Annotated in this window: 13 protein-coding genes; 12 read left to right on the top strand and 1 reads right to left on the bottom strand. The window is 38.6% G+C overall.

All coding sequences use genetic code 11. The annotated features are described in order from the left end of the window. Window positions 1–14 precede the first annotated feature (14 nt). From dapB to queF, 9 genes are all read left to right on the top strand, one after another. Window positions 15–782 carry a 4-hydroxy-tetrahydrodipicolinate reductase gene (gene dapB / locus E8M05_RS06670; protein WP_003065282.1) on the top strand — a complete coding sequence of 256 codons (768 nt, stop codon included), beginning with the start codon at window positions 15–17 and terminating at the stop codon, window positions 780–782. After that, complete coding sequence (locus E8M05_RS06665; protein ID WP_003065280.1) at window positions 779–1,984, top strand: CCA tRNA nucleotidyltransferase; 1,206 nt, start codon at window positions 779–781, stop codon at window positions 1,982–1,984. Before dapB ends, E8M05_RS06665 begins: the two co-directional genes overlap by 4 nt. Beyond that, window positions 1,981–3,852: an ABC-F family ATP-binding cassette domain-containing protein gene (locus tag E8M05_RS06660; protein WP_003065278.1), complete on the top strand. Its 1,872-nt coding sequence runs from the start codon at window positions 1,981–1,983 to the stop codon at window positions 3,850–3,852. Before E8M05_RS06665 ends, E8M05_RS06660 begins: the two co-directional genes overlap by 4 nt. A gap of 78 nt (window positions 3,853–3,930) precedes the next feature. Beyond that, window positions 3,931–5,670, top strand: a complete 1,740-nt coding sequence (locus E8M05_RS06655; protein ID WP_136596452.1) for an ABC transporter ATP-binding protein — start codon at window positions 3,931–3,933, stop codon at window positions 5,668–5,670. 2 nt (window positions 5,671–5,672) lie between these two features. Next, window positions 5,673–7,442 (top strand): ABC transporter ATP-binding protein, encoded by a 1,770-nt coding sequence (locus E8M05_RS06650; RefSeq protein ID WP_003065275.1) that lies wholly within the window; start codon window positions 5,673–5,675, stop codon window positions 7,440–7,442. Window positions 7,443–7,692: 250 nt separating this feature from the next. Next, complete coding sequence (gene queC, locus E8M05_RS06645) at window positions 7,693–8,346, top strand: 7-cyano-7-deazaguanine synthase QueC (RefSeq protein ID WP_013851967.1); 654 nt, start codon at window positions 7,693–7,695, stop codon at window positions 8,344–8,346. Then, window positions 8,346–8,792 carry a 6-carboxytetrahydropterin synthase QueD gene (gene queD, locus E8M05_RS06640; RefSeq protein WP_003065271.1) on the top strand — a complete coding sequence of 149 codons (447 nt, stop codon included), beginning with the start codon at window positions 8,346–8,348 and terminating at the stop codon, window positions 8,790–8,792. The genes queC and queD overlap by 1 nt, the downstream gene beginning before the upstream one ends. Further along, entirely contained in the window at window positions 8,785–9,498 is a 714-nt protein-coding gene (gene queE, locus E8M05_RS11300; protein WP_003065269.1) for a 7-carboxy-7-deazaguanine synthase QueE, read from the top strand. Before queD ends, queE begins: the two co-directional genes overlap by 8 nt. Window positions 9,499–9,510: 12 nt before the next feature. After that, window positions 9,511–10,002 (top strand): preQ(1) synthase, encoded by a 492-nt coding sequence (gene queF, locus E8M05_RS11295; RefSeq protein WP_003065267.1) that lies wholly within the window; start codon window positions 9,511–9,513, stop codon window positions 10,000–10,002. A 55-nt stretch (window positions 10,003–10,057) separates the two neighbouring features. Here the strand turns inward: queF and E8M05_RS06630 are convergent, their stop codons facing one another. Beyond that, the gene (locus E8M05_RS06630; protein WP_003065265.1) at window positions 10,058–10,555 is read right to left on the bottom strand and encodes a DUF308 domain-containing protein; all 498 of its coding nucleotides are present in this window, start codon (window positions 10,553–10,555) and stop codon (window positions 10,058–10,060) included. 245 nt (window positions 10,556–10,800) lie between these two features. On the opposite strand from E8M05_RS06630, the gene gdhA reads away from it, so the two are divergent. The 3 genes from gdhA to E8M05_RS06615 all read left to right on the top strand — a co-directional run bounded on the left by gdhA (window position 10,801) and on the right by E8M05_RS06615 (window position 13,343). After that, the gene (gene gdhA / locus E8M05_RS06625) at window positions 10,801–12,150 is read left to right on the top strand and encodes an NADP-specific glutamate dehydrogenase (protein WP_003065263.1); all 1,350 of its coding nucleotides are present in this window, start codon (window positions 10,801–10,803) and stop codon (window positions 12,148–12,150) included. A 276-nt stretch (window positions 12,151–12,426) separates the two neighbouring features. Then, window positions 12,427–12,936 (top strand): GNAT family N-acetyltransferase, encoded by a 510-nt coding sequence (locus tag E8M05_RS06620; protein WP_117479609.1) that lies wholly within the window; start codon window positions 12,427–12,429, stop codon window positions 12,934–12,936. Next, window positions 12,933–13,343, top strand: coding sequence for a peptide deformylase (locus E8M05_RS06615; RefSeq protein ID WP_136596451.1), 411 nt, complete (start codon window positions 12,933–12,935; stop codon window positions 13,341–13,343). The genes E8M05_RS06620 and E8M05_RS06615 overlap by 4 nt, the downstream gene beginning before the upstream one ends. Window positions 13,344–13,419 lie beyond the last annotated feature (76 nt).

Genomic DNA, 13,419 nt, shown 5'->3' with positions numbered 1-13,419 from the left:
AGAGAGGAAAAAACATGAGTATTAAAGTTATCATTGCAGGTTTTAAAGGACGAATGGGCTCAGCAGCAGTTAATATGGTTAAGGGAGATGACGAATTAGCCTTAGCCGCATTACTTGACCCATTTGCGACAGAATCAGACGTGGACGGTGTTCCAGTATTTACAGACAAATCACAATTAGTTGGGTTTGATGCAGATGTTTGGGTTGATTTTACTATGCCAGCAGTTGCTTATGAAAATACCCGCTTTGCTTTGGAAAATGGCTTCGCTCCCGTTGTTGGAACGACAGGATTTTCAGAAGATGAAATCGCTGAATTAATCGCTCTTTCTGAAGAAAAGAAAACAGGTGGTTTGATTGCTCCAAACTTTGCAATTGGTGCTATTTTACTCATGGAATTTGCCGCTAAGGCTGCCAAATATTTTCCGGACCTTGAAATCATTGAACTACATCATGACAATAAGAAAGATGCTCCTTCAGGTACAGCTGTGAAAACAGCGGAATTGATTCGTGAAGTTCGTCAACCTAAAAAACAAGGGGCTGCAGATGAAGTTGAAACGTTAAAAGGAGCGCGTGGAGCTGATTTTGATGGTATGCGTATCCATAGTGTTCGTTTACCTGGATTGGTTGCGCACCAAGAAGTCATCTTCGGTGCCCAAGGTGAGGGATTAACACTTCGTCATGATTCTTATGATCGTATTTCGTTTATGAGTGGTGTTAATATTGGAATTAAAGCAGTTGTCAAACGAGATAAACTCGTTTATGGTTTGGAAAAATTACTATGAAATTAAACAATCTGCCTTCTGAATTTCAGGAGGCTTTACCAATCTTGAAAAAAATTCGCGAAGCTGGCTACGAAGCTTATTTTGTCGGTGGTAGCGTTCGTGATGTTTTACTAAATCGTCCGATTCACGACGTTGATATTGCAACAAGTTCTTATCCAGAAGAGACAAAGAGCATTTTTCATCGTACGGTTGATGTTGGGATTGAGCATGGCACAGTTCTTGTTTTAGAAGAAGGTGGCGAGTATGAAATCACTACTTTCCGTACAGAAGATGTTTACGTGGATTACCGCAGACCTAGCAGCGTGTCATTTGTTCGTTCTCTAGAGGAAGATTTGAAACGCCGTGATTTTACAGTCAATGCTTTTGCACTTGATGAGACAGGTTTAATTATTGATAAATTCAACGGTTTGGCAGATTTGGAAGCTAAGTTATTACGTGCGGTGGGAAATCCTGCGGAGCGTTTTAACGAAGATGCGCTGCGTATTATGCGCGGTTTCCGCTTTGCGGCTAGTCTTGATTTTGATATTGAACCTGATACGTTTACTGCTATGGCAGCACATGCGCCCTTACTTGAAAAAATTTCGGTAGAGCGCTCTTTTATTGAATTTGATAAATTATTGATGGCACCTTTCTGGCGTAAAGGGATTAAAGCCATGATTACTAGTCAAGCTCAAAAATATTTACCATATCTTGAGAATGCTCATGACAATTTACAGCAATTACTTGACGATTTGGCTTGTAATTATCACTTTAAAACGTCTGAACAAGCTTGGGCAGCTTTGCTATTAGCTTTAGATGTCAAAGACGTTCGTGTCTTTTTGAAAGCATGGAAAACATCAAGTCAATTTCAAAAAGATGTCGAACAGATTGTGGCGATTTACCGTTTCCGTCTAGAAAATGAGCTTGATAAGATGGAAATGTACCGTTATGGCAGTTGTTTGATTGAACAAGCAGAAGATTTGCGTGCTGGTTATGGTTTGCCAGTTGATTTTAAACGTATTGAGCGTTTAGATAAAGAATTAACCATTCATGATAAACACGAAATTGTTATCAATGGCGGAGTTTTAATCAAAGAATTACAATACAAACCTGGTCCAGAATTAGGGCAGGTATTAAAAGAAATCGAGGAAAAAATTGTTCTTGGTGAGCTTGCCAATGACAAAGAAGCTATTTTTGACTTTATTAGAAAGGAAAACAAATGAGTGATTTTATCGTAGAACACTTAACAAAATCAGTCGGTGATAAGACTGTTTTTCGTGATATTTCCTTTATTATTCATGATTTTGACCGCATTGGGATTATTGGTGTCAATGGAACGGGGAAAACAACGCTCCTTGATGTCATTTCTGGTCGTCTTGGCTTTGATGGCGATGTGTCGCCGTTTGCAGCTAAGAACGGTTATAAAATTGCTTATTTGACCCAAGAGCCTGAATTTGATGATGATAAAACTATTTTGGATACAGTTTTGTCGTCTGATTTGCGTGAGATGACTTTGATTAAGACCTATGAGACCTTGATGGCTGATTACAACGAAGCCAATCAAGCTAAACTTGAAAAAGTCATGGCAGAGATGGATTCGCTTGATGCTTGGGCGATTGAGAGTGAAGTCAAAACTGTTCTTACGAAGCTAGGTTTGGACGACTTGTCACAAAAAGTTGGTGCTTTGTCTGGTGGACTTCGTCGTCGTGTTCAGTTGGCGCAAGTTTTGTTAAATGATGCAGACTTGTTATTATTGGACGAGCCAACCAACCACTTGGATATTGATACCATTGCTTGGTTGACGAATTTCCTAAAAAATTCTAAGAAAACGGTACTTTTCATCACCCACGACCGTTATTTCTTGGATAATGTGGCAACGCGTATTTTTGAATTGGCTAATAGTCAATTGACTGAATATCAAGGAAATTATCAAGATTATGTGCGTTTGCGTGCGGAGAAAGATGAGCGTGATGCTGCAACGCTTCACAAGAAAAAACAACTTTACAAGCAAGAATTAGCTTGGATGCGTACGCAACCACAAGCGCGTGCGACAAAACAGCAAGCTCGTATCAATCGTTTCAACGAGTTGAAGACTGATTTGTCAGGAGCGACACAATCAACAGAGCTTGAGATTAATTTTGAAACAAGCCGAATCGGTAAAAAAGTTATCAATTTTGAGAATGTTTCCTTTGCTTATCCTGATAAACAGATTTTGACTGACTTTAACTTTTTGGTGCAAAATAAAGACCGAATCGGAATTGTTGGTGATAACGGTGTCGGAAAATCAACGCTTCTTAATTTGATAAATGGTGATTTGCAGCCGACAATTGGGAATCTTGAAATTGGTGAAACGGTTCGTATTGGCTATTTCTCACAATTGACAAAAGACATGGATGAAAATAAACGTGTCATCAATTATTTGCAAGAAGTAGCAGATGAGGTCAAAACAAGCGTTGGAACAACAAGTGTCACAGATTTGTTAGAACAATTCTTATTCCCACGTTCAACACATGGCACATTGATTTCAAAATTATCTGGTGGTGAGAAAAAACGCCTTTACTTGTTGAAAATTTTGATTGAAAAACCAAATGTGCTTCTTCTTGACGAACCAACCAATGACCTTGATATTGCAACCTTGACAGTTATAGAAAGTTTCTTGCAAACATTCTCAGGACCAGTTATCACGGTTAGTCACGACCGTTATTTCCTTGACAAAGTGACTAATAAAATCTTGGCGTTTGAAAATGGTCATGTTCGTGAATTCTTCGGAAATTATACGGATTATCTTGATGAAAAAGCGTTTGAAGAAAATGCCGTAGCGGAACAAGCTAAAAAAGCGTTCTCACAAAAGACTGAGAAGGAAAAAACGAAGAAAAAACGCATGTCTTACTTTGAAAAACAAGAGTGGGAAGTCATTGAAGATGAGATTGCCAAATTTGAAGAGGATATCGACACTATTGAAGCGCAAATGCAGGAAAATGCCAGTGATTATGGCAAACTAGCAGAGCTTCAACGTTCATTAGACAAAGCTAATGAAACCCTACTTGAAAAATATGAAAGATATGATTATTTGAGTAACTTAGCTGAATAAGCCCAGTCACTCTTTCTTGCAGAAAGAAGGTATTTCGTTACTTAAAAATAGAGAAACAGATTAGAAGGGAAAGTTACTATGAAACTAGTTTGGACTTATTTGAAAAAATATCCCAAATGGCTCATTTTGGATGTGTTAGGAGCTTTTACATTTGTCGTGGTTAATCTTGGTTTGCCAACAGCACTAGCTCGTATGATTGACCAAGGGATAACAACTGGAAATAAAGATAAGGTTTATTTCTGGGCAATTGTCATGTTTATCGTGATTATTGTTGGAGCGATTGGTCGTGTTACTCTGGCTTATGCGGCAGGAAAAATCACAACTAATATGATTAAAGACATGCGTAATGACATGTATGATAAATTGCAGGAATACTCACACCATGAATACGAACAAATTGGTGTGTCATCACTTGTCACTCGCATGACAAGCGATGCTTTTATTCTTATGCAATTTGCTGAACAATCTTTGCGTATGGGGGTTGTGACACCGCTCATGATTATTTTTAGTGTTGTCATGATTTTGGTAACAAGTCCGTCTTTAGCATGGATTGTTGCGGTGGCTATTCCCTTTTTGGTACTTGTGGTTTATTACGTCGCGACACATACACGGCCTCTATCTGAAAAACAACAAGGCACTCTTGATAAAATTAACCAATATGTTCGTGAAAATTTGACTGGTTTACGTGTCATTCGCGCCTTTGCCAGAGAAGATTTTCAAGAAGAACGCTTTGATAGTAAAAACGAAGAATATAAAGGCATTTCAAGTCGGCTGTTCAAGCTAACTGGTTTAACAGAGCCATCATTTGTCTTTATCATCATCTCAATGATTGTTGCCATTGTTTGGTTTGCCTTGAATCCGCTCTCAAGAGGTGATTTGCAGATTGGTAATTTGGTTGCTTTTATTGACTATGGCTTCCATGCGCTCTTTTCATTCTTACTTTTTGCCAATCTCTTTACCATGTATCCTCGTGTTGTTGTCTCAAGCGAGCGTATTTCAGAAGTTATGGCAATGCCAATTTCAATTACTCCTAATGAAAATGGTGTGACTGAGACTGAAACAAAAGGTTATTTGGAATTTGACAAGGTGACTTTTGCTTACCCTGGTGAGACAGAAAGTCCAGTTTTAAAAGACATTTCCTTTAAAGCCAAGCCTGGGGAAACTATTGCCTTTATCGGTTCAACAGGTTCTGGGAAATCTTCTCTGGTTAATCTGATTCCACGTTTTTACGATGTCACACTTGGTAAAATTTTGGTTGACGGTGTTGATGTTAGAGACTATCAATTGAAAGCTCTACGTCAGAAGATTGGTTTTATTCCTCAAAAAGCGCTTTTGTTTACGGGAACTATTGCCGAAAATCTAAAATACGGTAAAACGGATGCAACAGTTGATGAATTGCAAGAAGCAGCAGATGTTGCACAAGCTAAGGAATTTATCGAAAGCCGTGATGAGCGTTACCAAACACATTTGGCAGAAGGCGGAAGCAATTTATCAGGAGGACAAAAACAACGGTTGTCCATTGCGCGTGCAGTTGTTAAGAAACCTGATATTTATATTTTTGATGATTCTTTCTCGGCTCTTGATTACAAGACGGATGCGCAATTGCGTACGCGTTTGAAAGAAGTCACTCAAGAAGCAACCGTCCTTATTGTGGCACAACGTGTGGGAACTATCATGGATGCTGATCAAATTATTGTACTCGATAAAGGTGAAATTGTGGGACGTGGCACACACGATGAATTGATGCAAACAAACACGATTTATCGTGAAATTGCTAACTCACAATTGAAAAATGCAGATGAGATGAAAGGAGAATAACAATGTCAAAACGCAATGTTTTTCTACGTTTATGGGATTATCTCCAACAATATAAAGGTGCGCTTTTTCTTGCCGTTTTCTTGAAAGTTTTCAGCAGTGTCATGAGTGTATTGGAACCTTTTATTTTAGGGCTTGCCATTACAGAATTGACGGCAAACCTTCTTGACATGGCGCACGGTGTAGCAGGTGCTCATATCAATATTTCTTATATTGCAATGATTTTAGCTCTTTATTTCTTGCGAGGTTTGGGTTATGAGCTAGGAAGCTATTGGTCAAACTATTTCATGACTGACGCTGTGCAAAAAAGTATTCATGATTTGCGCCGAGATTTAAGTGAAAAAATCAATAAAATTCCAGTTTCTTATTTTGACAGTCAACAATTCGGAAATGTCTTGGGGCGTTTTACGTCAGATGTTGAAACAGTTTCAAACGCTTTACAACAAAGCTTTCTTCAGATTATCAACGCCTTCTTAACCATTTTCTTGGTTATTTGCATGGTGCTTTATCTCAATTGGCGTTTGGCTTTGGTGGTTATTTTAATCATTCCAATCACTTATATCAGTGCTCAGTTTATTTTGAAAAAATCTCAACCCTATTTCAAAAAACAAGCTGACGCTCTTGGTGATATGAACGGTTTTGTTCAGGAAAATCTAACTGGCTTTAACGTTATCAAACTTTATGGTCGTGAAGAAATTTCAAGTGAAGAATTTCGTGAAATCACTCAAAATTTGCAAGAAGTTGGTTTCAAGGCAAGTTTTATTTCAGGAATTATGATGCCAGTTCTTAGTGCAATTTCTGATATGGCTTACCTGATTGTGGCAGTTTTGGGAGCTTTGCAAGTTCTTTCTGGGAACTTGACGGTTGGTAATATGCAAGCTTTCGTTCAATACGTTTGGCAAGTCAGTCAACCCGTTCAAACCATTACACAGTTGGCAAGTATTCTTCAAAGTGCCAAGTCATCACTTGACCGTATCTTTGAAGTTCTAGATGAACCAGAAGAAGTTGCTGATGTAACAGAGCATTTGACACATGATTTAACAGGTCAAGTTAGCTTTGAAAATGTTTCCTTCCAATACGTGGCAGACAAACCATTGATTCAAAATTTCAATCTTGATGTCAAACCAGGTGAAATGGTGGCGATTGTTGGTCCAACAGGAGCTGGTAAGACAACGCTGATTAATCTTTTAATGCGATTCTACGACGTTACCTCTGGTTCGATTAAAATTGATGGGCATGATATTCGCAACTTGTCACGTCAAGAATATCGAAAACAATTTGGAATGGTCTTGCAAGATGCGTGGCTCTATGAGGCAAGTATCAAGGAAAATCTCCGTTTTGGAAACTTGGATGCGACAGATGAAGAGGTTGTTGAGGCTGCTAAAGCTGCCAATGTTGACCACTTTATTCGCACGCTACCTGGTGGTTACAATATGGAAATGAACCAAGAATCAAGTAACGTATCGCTTGGTCAAAAACAATTGTTAACCATTGCGCGTGCCTTGCTTGCTGACCCTAAAATCTTGATTTTGGACGAAGCAACGTCATCTGTTGACACACGTTTGGAATTATTGATTCAAAAGGCTATGGCTAAATTAATGGAAGGGCGTACAAGCTTTGTCATTGCTCACCGCCTATCAACCATTCAAGAGGCTGATAAGATTTTGGTGCTTAACAATGGTCAAATCATTGAACAAGGCAATCATGAAAGCTTACTAGCTGCTAAAGGTTTCTATTACGATCTTTACAATAGCCAGTTTACTAAAAACAAATAAGCTATCTTGGTGATAATTATTAATAAAAAACAGGATTTTATTTTAAGCAAGTCCTGTTTTCTTATTCTTGCATTTTTTAGTCATTGAATATCTGTTGCAAAGATGATATGATAGTAATGTTAATAATAACGATGTTTGGGAAAAGCCATCGCTAAAAAAAACCAGCCTAATGACTGAATTAGCGCCCTTGTGGATTCCCATGAGGGCTTTTCTTTTGCCCAAATATCTGAAAAGATATAGAGGAGATAAGATGAAACGTCAATCTGCACTTGTCGTCTTTAGTGGCGGACAAGATTCAACAACTTGCCTGTTTTGGGCTTTGAAACATTACGACCACGTGGAAACTGTCACGTTTAATTATGGTCAACGTCACAGTTTGGAAATTGAAGTAGCCAAACACATCGCTGCCGAACAAGGGGTTAAAAACCATTTGCTAGACATGTCTTTATTAGGACAATTAACTGAAAATGCCTTGACTCGTGATATTGTAATCGAAAATCCAGACGATGATTTGCCAAATACTTTTGTTGATGGTCGAAATCATTTGTTTTTATCGTTTGCAGCTGTGCTGGCGAAGCGTCTTGGTATCACAGACATTATTACTGGCGTTTGTGAAACGGACTTTTCAGGTTATCCAGACTGTCGTGATGCCTTTGTCAAATCACTCAATGTTACGCTGAATTTGGCAATGGATTATAATTTTGTTATTCAAACACCGCTGATGTGGCTTGATAAGTCAGAAACATGGGAATTAGCTGACCAACTTGGCAAATTTGATTATGTTCGAGAAAATACGCTAACGTGCTACAACGGCATTAAAGGAAGTGGTTGCGGTGAATGTCCTGCTTGCAAGCTTCGTCAGGCAGGTCTTGAAAAATACCTTGCAAAGAAAGGGCAAGCCTAATGTTTGAAATACCAAAAGAGCTAAAAGTCCCAACTGGTGAATCCTTGGTTTATTGCCCACGTCGTGTCATGGTTTCAAAAGAATTCACCTTTGATGCGGCACACCATTTGTTCAATTATGATGGTAAATGTAAGGCTTTGCATGGGCATACTTATCGTTTGCAAATTGCGGTTTCTGGACTGCTTGATGACCGTGGTATGGCAGTTGATTTTGGCGACCTCAAACAGATTTACAAAAAACATTTGGAACCAAGTTTAGACCACCATTACCTTAATGAAAGCCTGCCCTACATGAACACTACAGCAGAAAATATGGTTTACTGGATTTTTAAGCAAGTCGCGCAGTATTTGCCAAAAGAACGTGAGATTCGTGTAGAATATGTCCGCTTGTATGAAACGCCGACATCATTTGCGGAATTTAGGAGGGAGTGGGAGCTTGATGACTAAACGTCAGTTAACCCTTCCGATTCTTGAAATTTTTGGTCCAACTTTTCAAGGCGAGGGCAGAGCAATTGGGCAAAAGACCATGTTTGTGAGAACGGGTGGCTGTGACTATCATTGCGATTGGTGCGATTCTGCTTTTACTTGGGATGGCTCGGAAAAGCCTAAGCGAATGACTACTGATGAAGTGATTGAGCAGCTTGACCAATTGGGAACGTACGATTATGTGACTTTATCAGGTGGCAATCCATGTTTATTGGCGAATAATATGGCAGAGCTTGTTGCCAAATTAAAGGCACGTGGGGTGACCTTAGCTATTGAAACGCAAGGCTCGCGCTGGCAAACGTGGCTAAAGGACATTGACCAAGTAACGCTTAGTCCCAAGCCACCGTCAAGTAAGATGACGGTTAATTTTGAAACGCTTGATTTTATTGTTTCGCAATTGAAAAAAGACCAAATCACCTTTAAAGTTCCAGTTTTTGATGATGCTGATTTGGTATTTGCTAAAATGATTCAAAAACGTTATCAACCTGATGTTTTGTATTTATCAGCTGGTAATCCAGAACCGCACGCCAACGGCAATATCGTGGAACACCAGCTCGAGCGTTTGCGACAACTATGGGAGACAGTAGCAACTGACCCAGAATGGCAAAGCGTGCGCGTGTTGCCACAATTACACACGCTTTTATATGACAACCAACGCGGTGTTTAAAAGGAGAATGAGATGACTAGAACAGATGAAATGAAAGATTTGACCCTTTTGGGAAATCAAAAGACGACTTACACTTACGATTACGACCCAAGTATTCTGGAATCATTTGATAATCGTCATGTTGACAATGATTACTTTATCAAATTCAATTGTCCAGAGTTTACATCACTTTGTCCGATTACTGGGCAACCAGATTTTGCAACGATTTATATTTCTTATATCCCAGATAAACTTTGCGTGGAATCAAAATCATTGAAACTTTACCTTTTCAGCTACCGTAATCACGGTGATTTTCACGAAAATTGTATTAATACGATTGGTAAAGATTTGGTTGACTTGCTTCAGCCACGCTTTCTTGAAGTCTGGGGAAAATTTACACCACGTGGTGGCTTATCAATTGACCCATATTTTAATTATGGAGAGCCAAATACCAAGTATGAAAAAATGGCAGATTATCGCCTAATAAATCACGACTTGTACCCAGAAAACATTGATAATCGTTAATTGAGAACTAAAAAGAACTTCGTTCAAAAAAACGAAGTTCTTTTTATAGTCATAGTTAAATACGGAATGAAAAGGCGATTCCTGACCCCCCAACTGCCATTAAAAGTAATCCTGTTAGACGCCCAATAAAAATAGCTGAAAGTGCAGGATTGAGCAGGAGGAAGAGTCCTAAAAGAATGGCAAGGACCGCAGAGCCTAGGAAACGATTAGCGTCATAAAACCCTGCTTTACGCATTTGGAAACCACCAATTAAACGAAGGATGCCGCTAATAAGAATCCAATAAGCAGCAATCGTGATAACAGCACTCGATAAAGACATGGCTGAGCTTGATAGAAGAATAATTCCAAAAATAATAGATAAAATACTTTGCAACAAATACCAAAATGATCGCTCGACACTATTGGTATACATCAAAAGGCTGGTGATTCCAGACATGAAAACTAATAAAGCGATTATCCAACCAATCATTGCAGTCGTGGTAAAAGGATGCACAAAAAGAAAAATACCAATAAGTAGTGCTAGAATACCTGACCATAGTGATAAACGTTTCATAATATACCTCCTAATAATATACCATTATATTACCATATTTTTCGTGAAAAGGAGAACATAAAGTCCGCCAGAATGACGAAATCTAGCCCTCAACTTCACAAACGATGTTATATTTTATGACATAAAAACGGAATTTTTTCAAAAAAGTACGGTAAATACTTGACATAAATTTTCAGAAAATTTATAATATTCCTTGTAGTCTATTGATTACAAGATTTATAATCTGATTTTCGGAGGAAATATATATGACAACAGGTAAAGAGTATGTAGCTGGTGTCTTTGATAAAGTCAAAGCGCAAAATGCTCATGAACCAGAGTTTTTACAAGCAGTAGAAGAAGTATTTGAGTCACTTGTTCCAGTGTTTGATAAATATCCAAAATACATTGAAGAAAATCTTCTCGAACGTTTGGTTGAACCAGAACGTATCGTTTCTTTCCGTGTTCCTTGGGTTGATGACAAAGGTCAAGTTCAAGTAAACCGCGGTTTCCGCGTACAATTCTCATCTGCTATTGGACCTTACAAAGGTGGTCTTCGTTTCCACCCATCAGTAAACCAATCAATCATCAAATTCCTTGGTTTCGAACAAATCTTTAAAAACTCATTGACTGGTCAACCTATCGGTGGTGGTAAAGGTGGTTCAAACTTTGATCCTAAAGGTAAATCAGACAACGAAATTATGCGTTTCTGCCAAAGCTTTATGACAGAGTTGAGCAAACACATTGGTGCGGATACTGATGTTCCTGCTGGTGATATCGGTGTTGGTGGGCGTGAAATCGGCTACCTTTACGGTCAATACAAACGCCTCCGCAATGAATACACAGGTGTTCTTACTGGTAAAGGACTTACTTACGGTGGTTCTCTTGCTCGTACAGAAGCAACTGGTTACGGTGCTGTTTACTTTGCAGAACAAATGCTTAAAGCTCGTGGTGAAGATTTTTCCGGTAAAGTCGCTCTTGTTTCGGGCTCAGGTAACGTAGCGATTTACGCTACTGAAAAACTTCAATCTCTTGGTGCTAAAGTTGTTGCTGTTTCAGATTCATCTGGTTATGTTTATGATCCAGAAGGTATTGATGTCCCTCTTCTTAAACAATTGAAAGAAGTTGAACGTGCACGTATTGTCAAATACGCTGACGCTCGTCCAAGTGCAACATTTACACCTGCTGGTGAAGGCTCAATCTGGTCAATCAAAGCTGACCTTGCATTCCCATGTGCTACACAAAATGAAATTAACGAGGAAGATGCGAAAGCTCTTGTAGCTAACGGTGTTATTGCTGTTACAGAAGGTGCAAATATGCCTTCTACACTTGAAGCTATCGAAGTTTTCCAAAAAGCTGGCGTTTCATTTGGTCCTGCCAAAGCTGCAAATGCTGGTGGTGTAGCGGTATCAGCTCTTGAAATGGCTCAAAATAGCCAACGTACACCTTGGTCATTCGAAGAAGTAGATGCTAAACTTTATGACATCATGAAAGGTATCTACGATAATTCTGCAGCAGCAGCTAAAGAATTTGGTGCTGAAGGTAACCTTGTTGTCGGTGCCAATGTTGCTGGATTCCTTAAAGTTGCAGAAGCAATGTCAGCACAAGGTATCGTTTAAAATCTTGTCTTTCACAAGACTGTTGTATAACTCTTAATGACTTAATCAACAATCTTTTATAATCTTTAATTACATTCTCTAATATCAAATAACCGAAAATGAGTCCACGAAGTGTGGGCTCTTTTGGTTGGTATCGTTGCAACTCATTTTCTTTGAGAATTAGTTATTCTCAATTTTGTTGGTGCAATAAAATCTTGTGACAAATGTGAGAAAGCGCATGGTAGCAAGGTTTTATTTATTTTGTTATAATGTTTTTAGCGAAAGCGAGGGCTTGATATGGTTATAGTGAGAAATGCTTTGGCTAGTGATGCTGGGGCTATTTTGGCATTTTGCCAGCAGATTGGTTCAGAAACAGATAACTTGTCTTATGGAGAAGAAGGGGTGTCTGTTTCTGTTGCAGATGAGGGAATCTTATTAAGTGAGATTCAAAAATCTAAGACATCACATTTCTTAGTAGCCGAAGAAGCTGGTGAGATAGTAGGAACGTGTAATTGTAGTGCTTTTCGTAAAAAACGATTGGCGCATCGTGCAGAAATTGGTATCGCGGTGAAAAAAGCCTACTGGAATCAAGAAATTGGGCGTCAGCTATTAACGCGATTGATTGCAGCAGCGCAGCAATCAGGCTTAAAAGTCTTCTCACTTGAAGTTCGGTCTGATAACGACCGAGCGATTCATCTTTATGACAGTCTTGGTTTTCAAAAGATTGGAACGTTTAAGCACTTTATGGAAATTGATGACCAAGCTATTGATTTTGATATTATGGAATTACTATTGGAGAAAAAATGATTAAACAGATTGTAAGAGACACCTTTTTCTTGGCGCAAAAGTCAGAAGAAGCAACAAAAGAAGATTTGTATTTGGCACAAGACTTGCAAGATACTTTAGTGGCAAACCGTGATAATTGTGTCGGCATGGCTGCTAATATGATTGGCGTTAAAAAGCGAGCAATTATTGTTAATATGGGAGTAGCAGATTTGGTGATGTTCAATCCAGTTTTGCTTAACAAATCACTTCCATTTGACACGAAAGAGTTTTGTTTATCATTGACAGGAGCACGACCAACACGTCGTTACCAGAAAATTGAAGTGGCTTTTTTAGACAAAAATTGGAGCCAACAAACCTTAACCTTGACAGGGTTGCCAGCACAAATTTGCCAACACGAATTAGATCATTTGGAAGGTGTTATCATTTGATTTTCAAAAAAAACAAAAACAAACGTTGATATATCAATGTTTGTTTTTGTTTTCAGAAAATAATTGAAAAAATAAA

The organism is Streptococcus pasteurianus, from assembly GCF_004843545.1.
GTDB lineage: Bacteria > Bacillota > Bacilli > Lactobacillales > Streptococcaceae > Streptococcus > Streptococcus pasteurianus.
Note: the sequence above shows the minus strand (reverse complement) of the source record. Positions and strands in the feature narration are given on the sequence as shown.

What these genes read in the sequence shown, in the direction of transcription:
- dapB (WP_003065282.1), top strand. Translation starts at nt 15, where the DNA reads ATGAGTATTAAAGTTATCATTGCAGGTTTTAAAGGACGAATGGGCTCA.
- E8M05_RS06665 (WP_003065280.1), top strand. Translation starts at nt 779, where the DNA reads ATGAAATTAAACAATCTGCCTTCTGAATTTCAGGAGGCTTTACCAATC.
- E8M05_RS06660 (WP_003065278.1), top strand. Translation starts at nt 1,981, where the DNA reads ATGAGTGATTTTATCGTAGAACACTTAACAAAATCAGTCGGTGATAAG.
- E8M05_RS06655 (WP_136596452.1), top strand. Translation starts at nt 3,931, where the DNA reads ATGAAACTAGTTTGGACTTATTTGAAAAAATATCCCAAATGGCTCATT.
- E8M05_RS06650 (WP_003065275.1), top strand. Translation starts at nt 5,673, where the DNA reads ATGTCAAAACGCAATGTTTTTCTACGTTTATGGGATTATCTCCAACAA.
- queC (WP_013851967.1), top strand. Translation starts at nt 7,693, where the DNA reads ATGAAACGTCAATCTGCACTTGTCGTCTTTAGTGGCGGACAAGATTCA.
- queD (WP_003065271.1), top strand. Translation starts at nt 8,346, where the DNA reads ATGTTTGAAATACCAAAAGAGCTAAAAGTCCCAACTGGTGAATCCTTG.
- queE (WP_003065269.1), top strand. Translation starts at nt 8,785, where the DNA reads ATGACTAAACGTCAGTTAACCCTTCCGATTCTTGAAATTTTTGGTCCA.
- queF (WP_003065267.1), top strand. Translation starts at nt 9,511, where the DNA reads ATGACTAGAACAGATGAAATGAAAGATTTGACCCTTTTGGGAAATCAA.
- E8M05_RS06630 (WP_003065265.1), bottom strand. Translation starts at nt 10,555, where the DNA reads ATGAAACGTTTATCACTATGGTCAGGTATTCTAGCACTACTTATTGGT.
- gdhA (WP_003065263.1), top strand. Translation starts at nt 10,801, where the DNA reads ATGACAACAGGTAAAGAGTATGTAGCTGGTGTCTTTGATAAAGTCAAA.
- E8M05_RS06620 (WP_117479609.1), top strand. Translation starts at nt 12,427, where the DNA reads ATGGTTATAGTGAGAAATGCTTTGGCTAGTGATGCTGGGGCTATTTTG.
- E8M05_RS06615 (WP_136596451.1), top strand. Translation starts at nt 12,933, where the DNA reads ATGATTAAACAGATTGTAAGAGACACCTTTTTCTTGGCGCAAAAGTCA.